Annotated in this window: 22 protein-coding genes; 6 read left to right on the top strand and 16 right to left on the bottom strand. The window is 61.7% G+C overall.

The window, feature by feature from the left end; genetic code table 11:
* Positions 1-21: 21 nt before the first annotated feature.
* From V6M61_RS19570 to V6M61_RS19555, 4 genes are read right to left on the bottom strand one after another with little or no spacing between them, the layout of a single operon-like run.
* Positions 22-1,032, bottom strand: a complete 1,011-nt coding sequence (locus V6M61_RS19570) for a TRAP transporter substrate-binding protein (RefSeq protein ID WP_332778270.1) — start codon at positions 1,030-1,032, stop codon at positions 22-24.
* A 47-nt stretch (positions 1,033-1,079) separates the two neighbouring features.
* Positions 1,080-2,378 (bottom strand): TRAP transporter large permease subunit, encoded by a 1,299-nt coding sequence (locus V6M61_RS19565; RefSeq protein WP_332778269.1) that lies wholly within the window; start codon positions 2,376-2,378, stop codon positions 1,080-1,082.
* The gene (locus V6M61_RS19560; protein WP_332778268.1) at positions 2,375-2,932 is read right to left on the bottom strand and encodes a TRAP transporter small permease; all 558 of its coding nucleotides are present in this window, start codon (positions 2,930-2,932) and stop codon (positions 2,375-2,377) included. The genes V6M61_RS19565 and V6M61_RS19560 overlap by 4 nt, the downstream gene beginning before the upstream one ends.
* A gap of 34 nt (positions 2,933-2,966) precedes the next feature.
* On the bottom strand, positions 2,967-3,710 hold the full coding sequence (locus V6M61_RS19555) for a FadR/GntR family transcriptional regulator (protein WP_332778267.1): 744 nt from the start codon (positions 3,708-3,710) through the stop codon (positions 2,967-2,969).
* A gap of 82 nt (positions 3,711-3,792) precedes the next feature.
* On the opposite strand from V6M61_RS19555, the gene V6M61_RS19550 reads away from it, so the two are divergent.
* Genes V6M61_RS19550 through V6M61_RS19535 form a run of 4 tightly spaced genes read left to right on the top strand, consistent with a single transcriptional unit; the run spans position 3,793 to position 7,869 of the window.
* On the top strand, positions 3,793-5,538 hold the full coding sequence (locus V6M61_RS19550) for an IlvD/Edd family dehydratase (RefSeq protein ID WP_332778266.1): 1,746 nt from the start codon (positions 3,793-3,795) through the stop codon (positions 5,536-5,538).
* Between the two features lie 26 nt (positions 5,539-5,564).
* Positions 5,565-6,452, top strand: coding sequence for a 2-dehydro-3-deoxygalactonokinase (locus tag V6M61_RS19545; RefSeq protein ID WP_332778265.1), 888 nt, complete (start codon positions 5,565-5,567; stop codon positions 6,450-6,452).
* The gene (locus V6M61_RS19540) at positions 6,449-7,087 is read left to right on the top strand and encodes a 2-dehydro-3-deoxy-6-phosphogalactonate aldolase (protein ID WP_332778264.1); all 639 of its coding nucleotides are present in this window, start codon (positions 6,449-6,451) and stop codon (positions 7,085-7,087) included. Before V6M61_RS19545 ends, V6M61_RS19540 begins: the two co-directional genes overlap by 4 nt.
* Positions 7,084-7,869, top strand: coding sequence for an SDR family NAD(P)-dependent oxidoreductase (locus V6M61_RS19535; protein WP_332778263.1), 786 nt, complete (start codon positions 7,084-7,086; stop codon positions 7,867-7,869). The genes V6M61_RS19540 and V6M61_RS19535 overlap by 4 nt, the downstream gene beginning before the upstream one ends.
* Before the next feature lie 27 nt (positions 7,870-7,896).
* Here the strand turns inward: V6M61_RS19535 and V6M61_RS19530 are convergent, their stop codons facing one another.
* Together V6M61_RS19530 and V6M61_RS19525 are read right to left on the bottom strand one after the other, a co-directional pair.
* Positions 7,897-8,214, bottom strand: a complete 318-nt coding sequence (locus V6M61_RS19530; RefSeq protein WP_332778262.1) for a hypothetical protein — start codon at positions 8,212-8,214, stop codon at positions 7,897-7,899.
* 196 nt (positions 8,215-8,410) lie between these two features.
* Positions 8,411-8,851, bottom strand: a complete 441-nt coding sequence (locus tag V6M61_RS19525; protein ID WP_332778283.1) for a CBS domain-containing protein — start codon at positions 8,849-8,851, stop codon at positions 8,411-8,413.
* 116 nt (positions 8,852-8,967) lie between these two features.
* Between V6M61_RS19525 and V6M61_RS19520 the strand changes: the two genes are divergently transcribed.
* Positions 8,968-9,642, top strand: a complete 675-nt coding sequence (locus tag V6M61_RS19520) for a DNA-3-methyladenine glycosylase I (RefSeq protein WP_332778261.1) — start codon at positions 8,968-8,970, stop codon at positions 9,640-9,642.
* A gap of 267 nt (positions 9,643-9,909) precedes the next feature.
* Here the strand turns inward: V6M61_RS19520 and V6M61_RS19515 are convergent, their stop codons facing one another.
* The 3 genes from V6M61_RS19515 to V6M61_RS19505 form a co-directional block, all read right to left on the bottom strand.
* Positions 9,910-10,884 (bottom strand): magnesium and cobalt transport protein CorA, encoded by a 975-nt coding sequence (locus V6M61_RS19515; RefSeq protein WP_332778260.1) that lies wholly within the window; start codon positions 10,882-10,884, stop codon positions 9,910-9,912.
* Between the two features lie 100 nt (positions 10,885-10,984).
* On the bottom strand, positions 10,985-12,202 hold the full coding sequence (locus V6M61_RS19510) for an MFS transporter (protein ID WP_332778259.1): 1,218 nt from the start codon (positions 12,200-12,202) through the stop codon (positions 10,985-10,987).
* Positions 12,195-12,650 carry a MarR family winged helix-turn-helix transcriptional regulator gene (locus V6M61_RS19505; RefSeq protein ID WP_332778258.1) on the bottom strand — a complete coding sequence of 152 codons (456 nt, stop codon included), beginning with the start codon at positions 12,648-12,650 and terminating at the stop codon, positions 12,195-12,197. Before V6M61_RS19505 ends, V6M61_RS19510 begins: the two co-directional genes overlap by 8 nt.
* Positions 12,651-12,753: 103 nt before the next feature.
* Here V6M61_RS19505 and V6M61_RS19500 point away from each other — a divergent pair, with 103 nt between their 5' ends.
* Complete coding sequence (locus tag V6M61_RS19500) at positions 12,754-13,251, top strand: PaaI family thioesterase (protein ID WP_442957822.1); 498 nt, start codon at positions 12,754-12,756, stop codon at positions 13,249-13,251.
* Positions 13,252-13,401: 150 nt separating this feature from the next.
* Here the strand turns inward: V6M61_RS19500 and V6M61_RS19495 are convergent, their stop codons facing one another.
* The 7 genes from V6M61_RS19495 to V6M61_RS19465 form a co-directional block, all read right to left on the bottom strand.
* The gene (locus V6M61_RS19495) at positions 13,402-14,565 is read right to left on the bottom strand and encodes an ABC transporter substrate-binding protein (RefSeq protein ID WP_332778256.1); all 1,164 of its coding nucleotides are present in this window, start codon (positions 14,563-14,565) and stop codon (positions 13,402-13,404) included.
* 97 nt (positions 14,566-14,662) lie between these two features.
* Positions 14,663-15,121 carry a hydroxyphenylacetyl-CoA thioesterase PaaI gene (paaI, locus tag V6M61_RS19490; RefSeq protein ID WP_332778255.1) on the bottom strand — a complete coding sequence of 153 codons (459 nt, stop codon included), beginning with the start codon at positions 15,119-15,121 and terminating at the stop codon, positions 14,663-14,665.
* 62 nt (positions 15,122-15,183) lie between these two features.
* Positions 15,184-15,885: an ABC transporter ATP-binding protein gene (locus tag V6M61_RS19485; RefSeq protein WP_332778282.1), complete on the bottom strand. Its 702-nt coding sequence runs from the start codon at positions 15,883-15,885 to the stop codon at positions 15,184-15,186.
* 38 nt (positions 15,886-15,923) lie between these two features.
* A complete protein-coding gene (locus V6M61_RS19480) occupies positions 15,924-16,724 on the bottom strand; it encodes an ABC transporter ATP-binding protein (RefSeq protein ID WP_332778254.1) in 801 nt (266 codons plus the stop codon).
* Complete coding sequence (locus V6M61_RS19475) at positions 16,721-17,662, bottom strand: branched-chain amino acid ABC transporter permease (protein ID WP_332778253.1); 942 nt, start codon at positions 17,660-17,662, stop codon at positions 16,721-16,723. The genes V6M61_RS19480 and V6M61_RS19475 overlap by 4 nt, the downstream gene beginning before the upstream one ends.
* 19 nt (positions 17,663-17,681) lie before the next feature.
* Positions 17,682-18,557: a branched-chain amino acid ABC transporter permease gene (locus tag V6M61_RS19470; RefSeq protein WP_332778252.1), complete on the bottom strand. Its 876-nt coding sequence runs from the start codon at positions 18,555-18,557 to the stop codon at positions 17,682-17,684.
* Between the two features lie 7 nt (positions 18,558-18,564).
* Entirely contained in the window at positions 18,565-19,716 is a 1,152-nt protein-coding gene (locus tag V6M61_RS19465) for an ABC transporter substrate-binding protein (RefSeq protein ID WP_332778251.1), read from the bottom strand.
* Positions 19,717-19,739 lie beyond the last annotated feature (23 nt).

Here is a 19,739-nt window from a genome sequence, read left to right as displayed (position 1 = left end):
GGCCTTCAAGCATGAAAGGAGTTAACCGCCGCGAGACTTCTTCAGCGCGTCAAGCACCGTCGTCACCGCTTCGCCACCGATGGTCGGCACGTTGCGGTCATACACAGGTTTGACTTTTTCGAACATGCGGCGCTGCTCGGCAGCCGTGATCTCGTTGACCAGCATGCCTTTGGTTTTCAGGCTGGACAGGGATTTTTCATTCAGGCTGCGGTTGGCCGCCCGTTGAACCTTCTGGCCTTCCATTGCCGCTTCACGCAGCACAGCCTGCTCCTGCGGGTTCAGCTGGTCCCACAGTTTTTTGCTGTAAAGAATCAGGAAGGGCGTGTATGCGTGGCGCGTGACGCTGAGGTACTTCTGCACTTCATTCAACTTGGAAGTTTCAATCGTGACAAAGGGGTTTTCCTGACCGTCAATGGTCTTGGTTTCCAGCGCGGTGAAGACCTCGCCAAAAGCCATGGGCACGGCATTGGTGCCCAGTGTCTTGAAGGTGTCAAGGAAAATATTGTTCTGCATCACGCGGACCTTGATGCCGTCAAAATCTTCCGCTTTCGCGACCGCCCGCTTGCTGTTGGTCAGGTTGCGGAATCCGTTTTCCCAGTAGGCAAGGTTCACCAGACCGGCTTCCTCCAGTTTTTTGTTGAAGTAAGCGCCGGCCGGGCCATCGAGCACGGCGTCCGCTTCTTTTTCATTGGCAAACAGGAAAGGCAGGTCGAACACGCCCAGTTCCTTGACGATACCCACCAGTGGCGAGCTGGACGTGCACACCATCTCCTGCGTACCCGCACGCAGCGCCTGCGTGGCAGGCAGGTCGCCGCCGGCCGCCCCGCCCCAAAAGGCGTTGATCTTGATCTTGCCGCCGGTCTTGGCCGCCAGCACTTCCTGCATTTTCTTGACGCCGACGCCAACCGGGTGGTCTTCGTTCACGCCATTGGTGAACTTGATGGTGCGTTCGGCAAACTGCGCGAAGCTTGAAGTCGCGACCAGCAAAGTGGCTGCGGCCAGGGCCGAGGCCAGGGTTCTGCGTTTGAACATGGTTGTCTCCTTTTATATAAAAAACGGCAGGGGTTGGGAAAGGGAGGTCATCGCATCCACCATTGAAGCGGCGCGGTGACGATGGCAGGGAAAAGAACCAGCAGGAAAAGCACGGCCAATTGCGCCATCAGGAAAGGCAGCACGCCCTTGAACGCATCGTCCATGCTGATTCGGGCAACACCGCACACAACATTGAGCACTGTGCCCACCGGCGGTGTGATCAGGCCGATGGCGTTGTTCATGATGAACATGACGCCGAAATAAACCGGGTCAATGCCGGCCTTGAGCACCAAGGGCATCAGCACCGGCGTCAGAATCAGCACGGTGGGCGTGAAATCCAGCGCCGTGCCGACGATCACGATCAACGCCATCATGATGAACATCAGCAGCATCTTGCTGCCCATGAACGGCGCCATCATGCTGGCGACTTCCGTCGGGATATTGGCTACCGTGATCAGCCAGGCGCTGACCATGGCCGCGGCGACCAGGAACATCACAACAGCCGTCGTCTTGCCGGCGGCCAGTATCAAGGCGTACAGCGCCGACCATTTGAGTTCGCGGTAGATGAACATGCCCACCACAAAGCTGTAAACCGCAGCCACGACGGCCGCCTCGGTCGGCGTGAACACGCCGAACTTCATGCCGCCAATGATGACGATGGGCAGGGCCAGCGCGAAGCCGCCTTCCGTGCTGATGCGCAGGCGGTCGGGCATGGCCAGCTTGGGGGCGGGAAGAACGTTTTCCTTTTTCGCCACCCACCACCAGGTCAGGCCGATCGCCACGCCCATCAGCAGGCCCGGCACGATGCCGGCGAGAAACAGTTTGGTGATGGACACATTGCCGGCCACGCCAAAAATAATCAAGCCTATCGACGGCGGAATCACCGGCGCAATAATGCCGCCCGATGCGACCAGCCCCGAGGCCCGGCCCACGTTGTAACCGGCGGCCCGCATCATCGGGAGCAGCAGCGCGGCCAGCGCGGCCGTGTCAGCCACCGCCGAGCCCGACAGCGACGCCATGATCACCGCGGCAATGACCGTGACGTAACCCAGGCCGCCGCGAAAATGCCCGACCCAGGCCATGGCCAGATTCACAATACGGCGGCTCAGGCCCCCGGCGTTCATGAACTCGCCCGCCAGTAAAAAGAAGGGCACAGCCAGCAGCGGGAAGTTGTCGGCGCCCTCGACAAAACGCTGGGCCAGAATCTGGCTGTCAAAAGTCACCAGGCCGCTGGTTGCGGCCAGGAAAGCCATCAGGGTGACGCCGCAAACCAGCAGCGCATACGCGATCGGCATGCCGATGGCCATGGCAGCCAGCAAGCTGACTATGAAAACACTGACCGTCATGCCTTGATCCCCTGAAGTTGTTTTTCGGCATCGGCCAGGCCTTCGGCTTCGACCACCTGCACCAGCTCGTCTTCACTGATCCGCCCCGTCACCAGGCGGTACAGCACATTGAGATTGATGATGCCCATCACCACGCTGACCACGTAGCCAATGCCATAAATCCAGATCATCGAGATGCCCACCACCGGCGAGACGTTGCTCACCTGCAGTTCGTGCATCTCAAAGGTACCCATGAAAAACAGCACATTGCAAAAAAGCATCAGGGCCTCGCTGAGAAACAGACAGACCTTCCTGGCCCTGACCGGCAGGTGCTTGACCAGCGTATCCACCCCCAGATGCCCACCTTCGCGCATGGCCACCATCGCGCCGATATAGGTCAACCAGATAAAGAAGTAACGCGACATCTCATCGGAAATGGTGATGCCGGAGTTGAAGGCATAACGCAGCACCACGTTGCCAAAGACCATGACGACCATGGCCACCATGCAGAGCACCACCAGCAGTTCCATCAGTTTGAAAAACCAGTGAATCGAAACATCAATTGTTTTTTGCAAATTCATCTCCCACTTGTTGTCTCTGTTGTTCTCGTCAGGCTGCCTTGAGCCGCGACGCAGGGTTGCTCAGGCTGGGCAGGCGCCGGCGCGACGCCAGCACTTCCTCGATGTCTTCCTTGGCACCGTCGATCAGCACACGGATGGCGCGCTCGGCCTCATCGGGCTGGTGCGCGATCACCGCGTCCAGCACGGCGCGATGCAGCGGCAGCGAATGCGCCGGTCCGTCCTTTCGGCGCGTGGAAATTTCGAAGCTGGTGCGCAGCAGAGCGCCCAGGGCCTCGCTCATTTGCACCAGCATGCGGTTGCGGCAGGCGCGCAGCAGGCCCTGGTGAAAGCGCAAATCGTGCGTGACGTAGTCGCCGCCCTCTTCGACCGCGCGCTTCATGCCGGCGTAGGCGGCCTCGATTTCGGCAATATCCTGCGCAGTGGCACGCTCGGCCGCCAGCCGCATGACAGCGGGCTCGACCACGCGGCGCAGGTCCTGCAGGTCGCGCAAAAATTCAGGGGTCAGGCCTGCCTTGGACTGCCAGATGATGACATCGGGGTCAAACCAGTTCCAGTGGTCTTCGGACAGCACGCGGGTGCCCACTTTGGGACCGGTGGTCATCAGGCCTTTGGCGATCAATGACTTCACCGCTTCACGCACCACGGTGCGGCTGACACCCAGCTCCTGGCACAGCACAGGCTCAGGGGGAATCGAGGCGCCCACGGCATAACGCCCCGCGACGATGGCTTCGCCCAGGTGGTCAACAGTGTTGCCGTGAACGTTTTTAATCATTACTGGATCGTTACTGGTTATTACTAGGATGTGCGGCGCAATGGTATGACGATAATATGTTTATCAATTAAGGACTTTCCCTATGACCGAACCCAAGACGCCCAAGAAAAAGAACCCTCACGAGCTCCGCAGCCAGCAATGGTTTGGTCGCCAGGACCGCGACGGCTTTGCCTACCGCAGCTGGGTCAAAGGCAAGGGCGTGCCCCATGACCAGTTCGATGGCCGCCCGGTCATCGGCATCTGCAACACCTTTAGTGAACTGACGCCCTGCAACTCGCATTTCCGCACCATTGCCGAGCAGGTGAAGATCGGTGTGTATGAGGCGGGCGGCTTTCCGCTGGAGTTTCCGGTGATGTCGCTGGGCGAAACGCTGCTGCGCCCGACCGCCATGCTCTACCGCAACCTGGCCAGCATGGATGTCGAAGAAAGCATTCGCGGCAACCCGATTGACGGCGTGGTGCTGCTGATGGGCTGCGACAAGACCACACCTTCGCTGGTGATGGGTGCTTCGAGTGTTGACCTGCCCACGGTGGGCGTCAGCGGCGGCCCCATGCTCAGCGGCAAATGGCGCGGCCAGGAGCTCGGCTCGGGCACCGGCGTCTGGAGCATGAGCGAGCAGGTGCGCGCCGGCACGCTCAAACTCGCTGACTTTTTTGAGGCCGAAAGCTGCATGCACCGCAGCCACGGCCACTGCATGACCATGGGCACGGCCTCGACGATGGCCAGCATGGTCGAGGCGCTGGGCATAGGCCTGCCCGGCAACGCCGCCTACCCCGCGGTCGACGGGCGGCGTAATGTACTGGCCCGCCTGGCCGGTCGCCGTGCAGTCGAGATGGTGCATGAGGACCTGACGCTCTCAAAAATCCTGACCCGCGAGGCGTTTGAAAATGCCATCAAGACACTGGCCGCGATTGGCGGCTCCACCAATGCGGTGATTCACCTGATTGCGATGGCCGGGCGCATCGGTGTGAAACTGACGGTGGACGACTTCGACCGCCTGGCCAGCGAGCTGCCCTGCCTGGTCAATCTGCAGCCTTCCGGCAAATTTTTGATGGAAGACTTCTGTTACGCCGGCGGCCTGCCGGTGGTGATGAAAGAAATCGCACAGCACCTGCACCTCGGGGCCATCACTGCCAACGGCCAGACCATAGGCCAGAACATTGCCGACGCGCAAAACTACAACACCGAAGTCATCAAGCCGCTGGGCGAACCCTTCAAGGACAAGGCCGGCATTGCCGTGTTGCGCGGCAACCTCTCGCCACGCGGCGCAGTCATCAAGCCCAGCGCCGCCACGCCCGCCTTGATGGTGCACACGGGCCGCGCGGTGGTGTTTGAAAACATTGAAGACTTCCACGCACGCATTGATGACAAAGATCTGGACATCGACGAAAACTGCATCATGGTGCTGAAAAACTGCGGCCCCAAGGGCTACCCCGGCATGGCCGAGGTGGGCAACATGCCGCTGCCGCCCAAGGTGCTGCGCAAAGGCATTACCGACATGGTGCGCATCAGCGACGCGCGCATGAGCGGCACGGCCTACGGCACGGTGGTGCTGCACACCGCGCCCGAAGCCGCCGCCGGCGGCCCGCTGGCCGTGGTGCAAAACGGCGACCTGATTGAGCTCAACGTGCCGCAGCGCAAACTGCAGCTGCTCATCAGTGACGAGGAGCTGGCGCATCGCCTGAGCCAATGGACAGTACCAGCGCCGCCGCTGTCCTCCGGTTACTGGAAACTGTATGTCGATCACGTGCTGCAAGCCGACGAAGGCGTCGATCTCGACTTTCTCGTTGGCAAACGCGGCGCATTTGTGCCGCGCGACAATCACTGAACATCTACTGAACTGCGAACGAACCTGTGACACACCTGCTGGCCGTTGATTGGGGCACGTCGTCTTTGCGCGGCGCATTGCTGGACAACCAGGGGCGGGTGCTGGAAGAACGCTCTTTTGCGCGCGGCATCCTGACCGTCGCCAGTGGCGAATTCCCCGCAGTTTTTGAAAGCTGTTTTGGCGCCTGGATGAGCCCTGGCACCCTGTGTCTTATTTCCGGCATGGCTGGCAGCCAGCAGGGTTGGCTTGAAGCGCCCTACTGCGCCTGCCCTGCCGGGTTCGACGACCTTGCCGCCCAGCTGGTCTGGCTGGAACCGGGCCGCATCGGCATCGTGCCGGGCTTGAGCGTTGAAAAGGACGGTGTCCCCGATGTCATGCGCGGCGAAGAAACGCAGGTGTTTGGGGCGCTACAGCTGCTGGGCCTGGACAACGCCCGACTTGTTTTGCCTGGCACGCACAGCAAATGGGTAACCGTCGCCCATCGCCGGGTCACGGATTTTTCAACCTGGATGAGCGGCGAGTTTTATGCCTTGCTGCGCCAGCATTCCATCCTGTCGCGCACGCTACCCGCCAGCGAGCCCGCGCCAGATGCCGGGGCTTTTGAGCAGGGCGTGGCCCATGCCTTGCACGGCGATGGTCTGCTGCACACGGCGTTCAGCACGCGAACCCTGTCGCTGTTCAAGCGCATGGCGACTGATGCGCTGCCCAGCTATTTGTCGGGGCTGGTGATTGGCGAGGAGCTGAAGTCACAGTCGCTGCAACGCGACGACACCGTAGTGGTCATGGGTGCCGAAGCGCTGACGGCACGCTATGAACAAGCACTGGCGCAATGCGGCGTGGCCGTGCAACGCGTCGGCAACAATGCCACCTGGCGCGGCTTGCATGCCATTGCCAATACCCTGCCTTCACTATGAAACCACATCAAAAACTCTCGCACGCCCTGCAAACCATTCCACTGGTCGCCATTCTGCGCGGGCTAACGCCTGACGAAGCATTGCCCGTTGGACAGGCGCTGGTGTCCACCGGCTGGACGCTGATTGAAATTCCGCTGAATTCACCGCAGCCGCTGGACAGCATTGCGGCCATGGCGGCGGCCTACCCGCAAGCCCTGATCGGTGCCGGTACCGTGCTGACGCCGGACGATGTGCGCAATGTGCAGGCCGCGGGCGGCCAGCTCATCGTCTCGCCCAACTTCAACCCGGCGATGGTGCGCGAGGCCGTGCGTCTGGGCATGGTGTGCCTGCCGGGCGTGATGACGGCCAGCGAAGCCTTTGCTGCGCTTGAAGCCGGTGCCTCGGGTCTGAAACTGTTCCCAAGCGAGATGATCACGCCTGCCGTGGTGAAGGCCTTGCGCGCGGTGTTGCCAGCAGGCACCGTGGTGTTGCCGGTGGGCGGCATCACGCCCGAGAGCATGCGCCCTTACCTGGCGGCCGGGGCCAATGGTTTTGGCATTGGCTCTGCCCTGTACAAACCCGGCACGCCGGCTTCCGAGGTGGCTGAAAACGCTATGAAGTTCATAGCTGCCTGCGCTGGTACCATCCGGGCATGATCGCTAAAACATCACCAGGAATCTCCTTCGGGCTGACAGGCCGTGTCTGCATCGTTACCGGCGGTTCGCAAGGTATTGGCGAGGCTTGCGCGCGCCGCTTTGCCCGCGAGGGTGCACAGGTCGTCATTGCCGATATCGCAGACGCCCCAGGGCAGAAGCTGGCGGCAGAACTCGGTGCCCTGTATGTGCATTGCGATGTGGGCGACAAGGCCCAGGTCGATGCACTGGTCGCGCAAACCATCGCAGCGCATGGCCGTATTGACGTGCTGGTGAGCAACGCCGGCATTTTCAAGGCTGCCGATTTTCTGGAAGTGACCGAAGCCGATTTTGATGCCGTGCTGCGCATCAACCTGAAGGGAGCCTTCCTGGTCGGGCAGGCGGTCGCGTACGAAATGACCAAGCAAGGCAAAGGCAGCATCATCAACATGAGCTCGGTCAACGGCGTGCTGGCCATTCCCACCATCGCCAGCTACAACGTGAGCAAGGGCGGCATCAACCAGCTCACGCGCGTGATGGCGCTGGCGCTGGCGGACAAAGGCATACGCGTCAATGCCGTGGCCCCCGGCACGATCGCCACCGAACTGGCGGCCAACGCCGTGCTGACCAGCGAAGCGGCCAAGACCCGCATCCTGAGCCGCACCCCCATGAGGCGCTTGGGCGAACCGTCCGAGATTGCCGACACCGTGGCTTATCTGGCCAGCGATGCGGCGAGCTATATCACCGGCGAGATCGTGGTGGTGGATGGCGGGCGCATGACGCTGAACTACACGGTGCCGGTCTAGGCCCTGATCACGCGCGCCGTCCGGGATTCAAAGCTTGGGTCCCTTCATCACCTCGGCCTCCATGGCCGCATTGCGCTCCTCACTGGCCTCAATGGGTTCCATATCCTCGTCGATGGAAGCCGCTGCGCGTTCCGCGGCCGCTTTCATTTCTTCAGCGGTGGCGTCGAGTTCTTCATCGTCCTCGCTTGGGGGCTCCAGCATGTCTTCAAGCATGGCCGCCAACTCCGGCGTGTCCCACGGCTCGCCGTGCTGCTTTTTCTTTTTGATGTAGTGTCTGACTTCTGCGTCTTGCTCCGCGGTCAAGGGAAGCCCGCGGAAGGTGCTTTGAGGGTCAATGTCGGGCATGGTGTTCCTCCGGGGTTCATCGAAACCCATCACGAGGCTCAGACCCGATAGCACCGCCTCGTCTACCAGGAAGGCGATCTCGCGCTGGGATTGGAAAAGTTGCGCGCCATGCTGTTATCCTAATCCTGTTCCGTCACTGGTGGAAGCAATCACCATACATCGTGCCCCGACTGCAGCCCTTCTTGCGGACCACCCGTCAACCTTTTACGCCCGCAATGTAGCGTTCGAGCTGCTGGATGATGAAACTCTGCTCGGAGATGATGTCCTTGACCAGATCGCCGATGGAGACAAGACCGATCAGCTTGCCGTTGTCCATGACGGGCAAGTGGCGAAGGCGCTTTTCGGTCATCAGCGCCATGCATTCCTGATTGGTATGGCTGGGGCCCACATACTGCACCGGCGAGCTCATGATGTCGCGCACCGGCGTTTCCTTGAACGACCGGTCCGTGAGAACCATTTTCCGCGCGCAATCGCGTTCGCTGATGATGCCGACAAACGCCTCCCCTTCCAGCACCAGGAGCGCGCCAAGATTCTTCTCCGCCATCAGCTGGACGGCGTCGAACACGGATGCCGAGGGCCAGACGGTGTAGACAGCCTGATCAGGCTTGGCCTTGAGAATTTGTGCGACGTCTTTCATGGCTTCCTGTTCAGCGTCTGCAGCCATCGACCCTCATCACGACGATGGGTCCGGGTGGACCTCGAAAATTCATTCTAGGTGTCGCAATGCCCCTCGTCAAACGCCTAGAATTCCGTATGCCTTCCGACACCACCATAGCCGCCAAACCAACGGCGACCGGCGCGGCCGCCGGTCTTTTCACGGACGATGCCCGCACCACCCGCTGCGCCTGGTGCCAGGCCACGCCGTTTTACCGCAACTACCATGACAGCGAATGGGGCTTTCCGGTGGCGGACGAGCGCAGGCTGTTTGAGAAAATTTGTCTCGAAGGTTTTCAGGCGGGCTTGAGCTGGCTGACCATTTTGAACAAACGCGAAGCCTTTCGAAGCGCTTTCGCCAACTTCGACGCAGAACAGGTGGCCCGGTTTGATGAGCATGACGTCAAGCGGCTGCTGGGCGATGCCGGCATCGTGCGGCACGCAGGCAAGATTGCCTCCACCATCAACAATGCCCGGCGCGTGATCGAGTTGCGCCGTGAATTTGGCTCGCTGGGCGCGTTTGTCTGGCGGCTTGAACCCGGCCCCGCCGGCCGGCCTGAGCGCATCACGCAGGAAACCGTCCGGACCCTGTCGGCCTCGCCGGCGTCCGCGGCCCTGTCCAAGGACCTCAAGAAACGCGGCTGGACCTTTGTCGGGCCGACCACGCTGTATGCCTTTATGCAGGCCATGGGCCTGGTCAATGACCATCTGGAGGGCTGCGCCAGCCGGCAGGCAGCCTTGGCTGCACGCGCAGCCTTCACGCCGCCCGGCTAAGAACCTGTTTACGATCTAAACGAGGCCGCGTTGGGGTGCAATCGGGATGAGTGGGGCGCTCGGGTCCGCCGCATGGGCTAATGCCCATGCAAGGGCCTGGGTGGCTCAATCGCCCGATTTCACCCCAACCCGGAGGGCAAGCGCCTTCTCGGGCGGTCTGCGGCGTTGCGGCGCTTGCCCATAGCTATGCTATGGGCGGCGCACCGCGCCTTGCATCCCATCCCGACAAGGTGCTTGCGCGGCCCCGTTTAGATCGTAAACAGGTTCTTATAGCCAGCGGGCCTTCTTGAAGCGCCAGTAAAGCAGGGCGCTGACGCTGGCAACCAAGCCCAGGGCCATGACATAGCCGTACTTCCACTTGAGCTCGGGCATGTGTTCGAAGTTCATGCCCCAGATGCCGGCAAAAGCGGTACAGACCGCGAAAATGCTGGCCCAGGCCGCCAGGCGCTTGGTCACTTCGCTCTCCTCGATGGTGGCCATCGCCAGGTTCACCTGAATGGCTGTTCCTATGGTGTCGCGCATGGTGTCAATCAAGGCATTGATGCGCGACAGGTGGTCGACTACATCGCGAAAATAGTCCTGCACGCCGGTGCAGATGTGGGGCACCCGGCCTCCGTGCAGCTTGCCCGCCCCTTCCAGCAGAGGGGCCACCGCATGCTTCAAAACCATCACGCGGCCCTTGAGCTCATACAGCCGCTCAATGTTCGAACGGGCCGTGCCTTTGGAAAAGATGTCCCGTTCAATGGTTTCCAGCTCCGTCTCGAATTCGTCAAGAATGGGAAAGTACCGGTCCACCACCGCGTCCATCAGCGCATAGAGCACAAAGCCGGAGCCGTGCTGCAACAGCTCCGGCTCCCTCTCGCAGCGCGCGCGCACGCCCAGAAATCCTTTCTGGCTGCGATTGCGCACCGAAAGAACGTAGTTGCTCCCGGTGAATACATTGACCTCGCCGAGATTGAGTTCCTTGGGATTGTCCGGCGCAGGTTCGACCAGATGCAGCACCGAAAACAGCGAAACGCCGTACTCTTCGATTTTGGGGCGCTGATGCCCATGCCGCGCGTCTTCGACCGCCAGTTCATGCAAGCCGAACTCTTTTTGCATCTCTTCGAGCTCTGCCGGTGTGGCGTCCTGCAAGGCAACCCAGACGAAGGCGTCTGGACGGGAAATGTAGCTGCTGATCTCGCTGGCCGGAATATCGGCAAGTTTGGTGCCGTTTTGGTAGACCACACAATTGATGAGCATCTGATTTCCCGCAAGTTAAGTGCTTGCGTGAATTCTGGCACAGCGACGTTTCTGGGCGATAACGGGCTTGCGGGCTGACGGGCTTGTCACCCCAGCCGGTTCAGGCAACAGCGCGGGTCATGCGCACCACCTTCGCTTCCCGGATCGGCAGGTTGATCAGCGCCGCACCGACGGCCAGCACGATGTCGATATACCAGACCCAGTCGTAGGCGCCGGTGATTTCAAACACCTTGCCGCCCAGCCAGGCGCCGAGAAAGCCGCCCACCTGGTGTGACAGCATCACGATGCCGAAGAGTGTGGCCATGTTGGCGGTACCGAAAAATTTGGCAACCAGGCCGGCGGTGGGTGGCACGGTCGACAAAAACGTGAAGCCCATGACGGCGGCAAAAACGAGCACCACCGCCTCGGTTTTGGGTGCCAGCAAAAACACCAGCACAGCGACCGCGCGAACCGCATAGGTCAGCGACAACAGCGACTTCATGCGCCAGCGGCCTATCGCCCAGCCCATGCTCAGGCTGCCCACGATGTTGAACAGTCCTATCATCGCCAGCGCCCAGCCGCCGACCTGAACCGGCAGGCCGCAGGACGCAATGACACCGGGAAGGTGGGTGGCCAGAAAAGCCACATGAAAGCCGCAGACAAAAAAGCCCGCGCCCAGCATCAGGTAACCGGGGTTGCGCAGCGCCGTGCGGATCGCCTCGCGCGTGCCCACCGGCTGATGGCCGGCCGGGGCGGACTGCAACGAATTGCCCTTGAGCACAAAAGCGGCCGGCAGGCACAGCAGCACCAGCAAACCCATGACCTGCATGGCGCTGGCCCAGCCCATGCCGGCGATCAGTGCAGCAGCCAGCGGCGCCATCAGGAACTGGCCGAAGGAGCCGCCGGCATTGACGATGCCGGTGGCCATGCCGCGCTTTTCAATCGGGATCAGCCGCGCGGTGGCGGCCATCAGCACCGACGGCCCGGCCATGCCGGCCCCGCCGGCCGACAACACGCCGATGGCAAAGATCAAACCGGCGGTGCTCGTCATGTAGGGCGTGATGACGGTGCCCAGCGCCACCAGCAAAGCGCCCGTCAAGAGCACTCGACCGGCGCCTATCCTGTCGGCCACAGCCCCGGCGAAAGGCTGCGTCAGTCCCCACCACAGCTGGCCAAAAGCAAAGGCCAGGCTGATGCTGCCAAGGCCCAGCCCGGTTGACGTGTTGAGCGGGCTCAAAAACAGGCCCATGGTCTGGCGCGTGCCCATGGTCAGGGCGAAGGTGCCTGCGGCCGCCAGCAGAACGACCCACAGCATCGCGCGCTTGTTGTTGCTACTCATCGGTTTCTCCAGATTCCACGGGGGACAAAAGTTCAAGGGTTTCGTCGATCATCGCATGCAGCGCCACCACGCGCTCGACACCCAGCGCCTGGTTGATGGCTTCCTGCGCCACGCGCCAGCGGCGCTGCGCCTCCTGCCGTTTTTCGCGACCCTCGTCCGTGATACTGACGAGGCGGCTGCGTCCATCGACACCGGCGGCCAGTTCCAGCCAGCCGGCGGCGATCAGCGGTTTGAGGTTGCGCGTGAGGGTGGAAGCGTCGACCTTCATTTCAACCGCAAGATCGCCGGGCCGGATCGGACCCAGCTTGTAGACATAGGACAGCAGCGAGTACTGCGTGCCCCTGAGGCCGGTCTTGCCGACCTCGGCGTCGTAGTGCTGCGCCACGCGGCGCATCAGCTGGCGCAGCTTGAGATTGGTGCAGCCTTGCGGCTTGACAGCGGTGTCCATTTATATTATTGTACCTGCAACTATTGCATATGCAAGTATATTTCAAGGAGCAAGCGTGACGCAGATCAATCATCTGGAAAACTGGCTCGCCCAGGAGCGTGAAATGGCAGCCCGCCTCGATGCCGGGCCCGGTGCCGGCGTGGCCCGGCCCGAACAGGTGGCCGGCAAGACCGGACTGGAAACGCTGCAGGCCATGCTGCGCGGCGAGCTGCCCTACCCGCCGATCGCCCGGACGCTGGACTTCATGCTGCTCGAAGTGGATGAAGGCCGCGCGACATTCCAGGGCACGCCCGGGCCGGCCCATCTCAATCCCATGGGCACGATCCACGGCGGCTGGTACGCCACCCTGCTCGACTCGGCCCTGGGCTGCGCCGTGCACACCATGATGCCGGCGGGCCGCGGCTACACCACGGCAGAACTCGGCGTGAACCTGGTGCGCGCCATCGGCCCCAGGGCGCCCCGGGTGCGCGCCGAAGGCAAGGTCATTCACTGCGGCCGCCAGCTTGCCACCGCCGAGGCACGTCTGTACGGCCCCGACGGCACGCTCTACGCCCATGCCACGACGACCTGCCTGGTGTTTGAACTTCCCAAGCAAACATAGCGCGCAGTCCGCCAAAAAAACTGCCTAATATCTGCTTTCGGTCCGGAGCGGCCGGTTTTCTTGGCATGGCGAACACACACGCCTGACTATCAGCACCCAATCGCGGAGGCACCTCTGAATCGTGCCCGGCCACCGACCCTCCCCGGTGCATTACTTCGTGAATTTCCCGTTCCGCCCCAGGATCAACAGATCGACGAATTTGCCCGAGCTGTGCTGGGTGGGTGACAATTCGACGGGGTAGCCGCCCAGGTCCACGCTCTTCATGGCTTCAAGGCTGTGGATCAGGCTCTCGCGAGTCGGCTTGCTGCCGGCGCGTCTCAGGGCTTCCACCAGCAACTTTGCGGAGAGGAAACCCTCCATCTGGCTGAAGGTGTATTCCTTGATTCCCTGCGCACTGGCCAGGACCTGGAATTCCCTCGCCACGCTGACGCCCTGGTTCCATGGCGACGGCACAACCTGCGAGACCACGATGCCGCGGGCCCGCTCACCCAAGGCCTGTACCAGCTGTGAATTGCTGATGACGGACAGCATGTAAAAGGTTGAGCGGTGGCCGGCCTTGAGATACGCGTCAACGAAGTCGATGCTGGGTTTGCCGGCACTGACGACGATGATGGCCTGCGGCGCGGCCTTCGCGATCTTGTCAACCGCCAGATCCATCTTCGATCCATCGACTTCCAGCGGCGCTTGCGCCATCAAGGAAACTCCATGCGCCTTGGCCGACTTTTCGACCGATGCCAACCCTCCGGTGCCGAACGGGTTATTGAGGTAGACCGCGGCAACCTTGGTGATGCCAACGGTCGCCAGTTGCCTGACCATCGCTTCAAGTTCGGTGCCATAGCCCGCCTTGATGTTGAACACATAGCGGCTGAACTTCTGGCGCAGGGCGTCCGAACCGGTGAATGGGGCGATGAAGGGCACGCGATTTTCTTCGACAAGCGGCAATGCCGCCATCGCGGGCGGTGTACCGGCGTACTGGAACAGGGCCAGCACCTTCTCCTCTTCGATCAGCTTGCGGGTATTCTCCGCGGCCTTCTTGGGGTCATAGGCGTCATCCAGGGCAACGATCCTGATCTTGCGGCCGCGTATCCCGCCAGTCTCGTTGACATGCTTGAGGTACAGGCTCGCGCCTTGGCGGACCTCGCTCGACAAGGCAGCCAGCGGCCCACTGAGCTGGCAGGACTGGCCTATCAGTATTTCTGTATCTGACACGCCGGGGCCAGTTTGTGCCGCCGCTACCTGGATGCCGATGCATAAGAAAGGGCCAATGCACTTGCGCGCAAGGATGTGGCACCGCTTTTCAAAATAGTTACGCATGATGTCTCCTGTTGTTATTGAGTAATCCGGCTGAACTCACCGCTTTCTTGGCTCTACACTCCCAAATACGCCTACGGATCTAGTGGCTCTTTCTTGCTCAGTTAGTTGAACCGGGATAGGTCACCACAGGCTTGCCCTTCATGCGGTGAGAGCGCCCGCGAAAAACCGCCACACGCACGCCGTTCTGGTTGCTAACCGCCACGTCATAAACCCCCGTTCGGCCGCTTTGGCTGACCTCCGTTGCGCGTGCTGTGAGGACGTCGCCACCACGCGCTGGCGTGATGAAGTCGATATTCAGCGAGGAGGCCACCGTGAGCTCGTTGTAAGAGTTGCAGGCGAAAGCAAAGGCCGAGTCTGCCAGCAAGGTGATGAATCCGCCGTGGCACATATCAAACCCGTTGAGCATGTCTGCACGCACCATCATCTCGATATGGGCAGAGCCAGGCCCGATGTGGATTACACGCAGCCCCAATCCGCGCGAGGCACGGTCTTTGGCCATCATGCCAATCGCCACGGCATCGGCAATCTTTTGCGGGTTCATGTGGGGTTCCATCATGTATTCCTTCGTTTCCTTGGTTGTTAGCCGCTGTGTTGGGGCGGGCCCGTCCACGGCCATTGCTACATCCCCAAATACGCCTGCCTGATCTTGTCGTCCTTGAGCAACTCTGCCCCCCGGCCCGACATCACGATGCGGCCCAGCTCCATCACGTAGCCTTGGTCTGCGATGGACAGGGCCGCGCGGGCGTTTTGCTCCACGACCAGGATGGTGATGCCCTGGTCACGCAGTTTCTGGATCAGGCGGAAGATTTCCTGAACGATCAGCGGGGCCAGGCCCATGCTGGGTTCGTCGAGCAGCAAGAGCTTGGGCTTGGCCATCAGCGCGCGCGCCATCGCCAGCATTTGCTGTTGGCCGCCTGACAAGGTTCCCGCGGGCAAGTGGCGCTTTTCGTGCAGGATGGGAAAGAGTTCGTGCACAGCCGCCAGGCTTGGCCCTATCTCGCCCTTGGATCGCGTGAAAGCGCCCAGCAGCAGGTTGTCTTCGACGCTCATGGGTGCGAAGACCTGCCGGCCTTCAGGTACCTGGCTGATGCCCGCACGCACGCGCCGGCTGGCCACCAGGCGGCTGATGTCTTGCTGCTGGAAATCAATGCTGCCGCCGCTGGCAGGCTGCACACCTGAAATGGCGCGCAGCAGCGTGGTTTTTCCGGCCCCGTTGGCGCCCACCAGCGCCACCAGCTGCCCCGGCCTAACCGCGATGTCCACGCCGTGCAGCGCCTGGATGCGGCCGTAGTGGCTGGTGAGCCCCTTGACGACAAGCAAGGCATCCGGTCTGTGCCTCGGGATCGAAGCGATGACAGTCATGCAACCTCCAGCTGTTCTTCGGTGCCTGCTTCAACGCTCACTTCGGCGCCCAGGTAAGCGGCAATCACCTGAGGGTCGGCGCGAACCTCCGCCGGCGTGCCATCGGCAAGCTTTTTGCCGTGGTCCAGCACCGTGATGGTGTCGGACACGCTCATCACCAGCGGCATGTCGTGTTCCACCAGCACCACGGTCAGGCCGTCGTCTGCCAGTTGGCGGATCAGCAGGCCAACTTCGGCCGTCTCCGTCGGGTTGAGCCCGGCGGCCGGTTCGTCCATCAGCATCAGGCTGGGGCGGGTCATGAGGGCGCGAGCGATTTCCAGGCGCTTCAAGGCGCCGTAAGACATCTGGCTGGCTTGCGCGTCGGCATACGCCGCCACGCCCACCCGTGCCATGGCCTTCAGAGCCTCTTCGCGACAGGCCCGGTCGTCCCTCCTGAGCCGCGGCAGGGACAACAGTCCGGCGATCAGGCTGCTGTTCTGGCGCAGATGCGCGCCGACCATCACGTTATCCAGCGCGCTCATGTTCATGCAGACCTGCAGGTTCTGAAAGCTGCGCGCCATGCCGAGCGCGGGCAGCTTCTGCGGCGCCAGGGCCGTGATGTCCTGCGAGCCGAATAGCACCTGGCCCGAAGTCGGGGTGTACATGCCGGTGATCAGGTTGATCAGCGTGGTCTTGCCGGCGCCGTTGGGACCAATGATGGAGTGAACCGTGCTCTTGCGCACCGTGAAGCTCACGTCCTGCACGGCACGCAGGCCGCCAAAGACCTTGCTCAATGACTTGACTTCCAGTGACTTCATGCAGTGCTCCGGTTCAGCCTGGCACGCAAGGTGGGCACTACGCCTTTGGGGAGAAAGATCATGCTCGCCATAAGCACGATCCCAAAGGCCACGGTTTCCCAGCCTTCCAGCGTAGAGAGCAACTGGGGCAGCAGGGTCAGCACAATGGCACCCACGATGGAGCCGAACACCGAGGCCATGCCACCCAGCACCACCATGGTCACCAGTTCAATCGAGTGATGAAATCCAGCGATGCCGGGCGTGATGAAACCGACGTAATGGGCGCTCAAACTGCCCATGACACTGGCTACCACGGCGGACAACACGAACACCCGAATCTTCATGGCCGTCACGTCCACACCCACGGCAAAGGCGGCGATCTCTGAACCGTGAATCGCTTGCAACGCCCTGCCCCCGGGTGCATTGATCAGGTTGATCGCGGCCCACGCCATGACGAGCAGGGCTGCAGCGCAAACCGCGTACCAGTTTTTCTCGCCGCTGATTTCCCAGCCGAACACCGAGAACGCCGGCACGGACATGCCGTCAGGCCCACCGGTCAGGGCCGACTCGTTGGTGAGCACGATCATGATGATGATGCCCAGCCCCAAGGTGGCCATGGCCAGGTAGTGCCCCTTGAGGCGCAGCACGGGGCGAGCGACCAACAGCGCCAAAGCCGCCATGCCACTTGCCGCTGCCGCCAGCGCCAAAGCAGGTGGCCAACCGTAGCGCGAGGTCAAAATGGCCGAGGCGTAGGCACCCAGGCCGAAGAAGCCTGCGTGGCCCAGACTGATCTGGCCGGTGTAGCCAATCAGCAGGTTCAGGCCAATGGCGATCACCGCGTTGATGGCGATGCGGATGGCCACATCGTAGTAAAAGCTGTTGGGCAAGACCAGCGGCAGGCACAGCAGGACGAAGGCCAGCAGAAACAGGCCACGGGTAGAGGAAGAGAGCTTATTCATGCGAAGACTTTTTCCAGGTTCAAACCCGGTCGATGGTTTTGGCACCGAACAATCCGCTCGGCATGAAGAACAGCACCAGCAGGATCAGCACAAAGGGCATCGCGTCCTTGTAGGCCGACGACACATAGCCTGCCGTCATGGCCTCCAGCACCCCGAGCAGCAAGCCACCCACCACCGCGCCCATGCCATGCCCCAAGCCTCCTAGCGTGGCTGCCACAAAACCTTTGAGGCCCAGCATGATGCCCACGTCATACGAGGTGTAGGTGATGGGGGCCAGCAGAACGCCGCCCACCGCACCCAGCGCCCCGGACAGCACGAAGGACAGCAGAAGAACCGACTTGGTATTGATGCCCACCAGTTCAGCCGCCAGCTTGTTGTGCGATGTGGCGAGCATGGCCTTGCCCTGTGCGGTGCGACCAAAAAACCAGCCAAGCGCAGCCACCACCACAGCGGCAACGCCGAGTACCCACAGGCTTTGGGGCAGCAAAGTGGCCCCGGCCATCACAAAAGGCTTCTCGCCCGAGAAGGCGGCCAGCGCGTGCGTGCCCTTGCCAAGTACGACCTGCACCAAGCCCCGAACAACCAGCGAAGCACCGATGGTGATGATGATCAGCGGCACCACATCGGCACGGCCTGCGGGCTCGATGGCGAATTTCTCAATCAAGGCACCCACGGCGCCCGACACCACAACGGCCAGCGCGATGGCCAGTGGCAGCGGCAGGCCCAGGCCCGCCAATACCACCGCAGCCATGCCGCCCAGCATGATGAACTCACCCTGGGCAAAGTTGATCACGCCGCTGGCGTTGTAGATGATGGCGAACCCGAGCGCCGCCAGCGCGTAGGTCGCGCCTATGGTCAAACCGGAGAACAGGAATTGCAAAAACTGGGCGAGCATGGCGTGCTTACTTCAACAAAACCCAGCCACCGTCCTTGACTTCCAGCATCCGGAAGGCCGACAGATTCAAGCCCATGTGGTCTGTGACCGACAAGTTGAATTGGCCGGTAGTGCCCATGAAGCCCTTGGTCTTCTCCAATGCGTTGCGCACGGCCTCCTTGTTGGTGCCGCCTGCCGTCTTGATGGCCGAGACGCTGAGCATCAGCGCGTCAAGGGCATAGCCGCCAAAGGTGGAAGGCTCGTCTTTGTATTGCTTCCAGTAGGTGGCGGCGTAGCTCGTCACCAGCGGCTTCTGAGGATCGTTGGCCGCCAGGGCATTGGCCACCAGCAAGGCCGGGGATGGCAGGCGAACGCCTTCGGCAGCCTTACCGGCCAGCTTGATGAACTCATTGGAGGCCACACCATGTGACTGGTACAGCGGCAGGTTCATGCCCAGTTGCGCCGCGTTCTTGGTGACCACCGCTGGCCCCTGACCGAGACCAAATACAAACAAGGCCTGAATGCCTGAAACCCCGCGAATCTTGGCCAGCTGCGCGGTCACATCAGTGTCCTTCGGGCCATAAGTCTCATCGGCCACCAGGGTGATGCCGTACTTTTGTGCCACGGTGCGCGTTTCCTTGGCGCCCGACTGGCCAAAGCCGCTGGTCTCGCTGAGCAGGCCTACCTTGGTGAAGCCACGCTTTTTCATGTCTTCAAACACTTTCTCTGCGGCCATGCGGTCGGTGTGCGGCGTCTTGAAGATCCACTTCTTGACGGGCTCGACCACCACCACAGCGCCGGACAGTGAAATCAGCGGAATACCCGCTTTCTCCACCAGCGGCGCCATCGCCATGGTGGCACCCGTGGTGGTGCCCGCGATCAGCAAGTCCACCTTGTCGTCGTCGATCAGCCGCTTGGCGAAGCCATTGGCTTTGCCAGCCTCGGAGGCATCGTCGTAGTGAACCAGTTCGAGCTTGCGCCCGAGCACGCCACCGTCCTGGTTGATTTGTGCGAGGTAGGTTTGCAGGGTCTTGAGCTGCGGGTCGCCAAGGTAGCCAGCGGGCCCGGTGGTCGATAGCACCGCGCCGATGCGAATGGGGCCTTTGCTCTGGGCGGCTACCGGCAAGGCCTGTGCCGTCATCAGTACAGCGGCCAGGGCAATCAGGGTACGTTTTTTCATGGAATGTCTCCTCGAGTTAAAAA

This window comes from Polaromonas sp. (genome assembly GCF_036676035.1).
In the GTDB taxonomy this organism is placed as follows: domain Bacteria; phylum Pseudomonadota; class Gammaproteobacteria; order Burkholderiales; family Burkholderiaceae_C; genus Polaromonas.
This window is presented reverse-complemented; position numbering and strand designations above follow the sequence as displayed.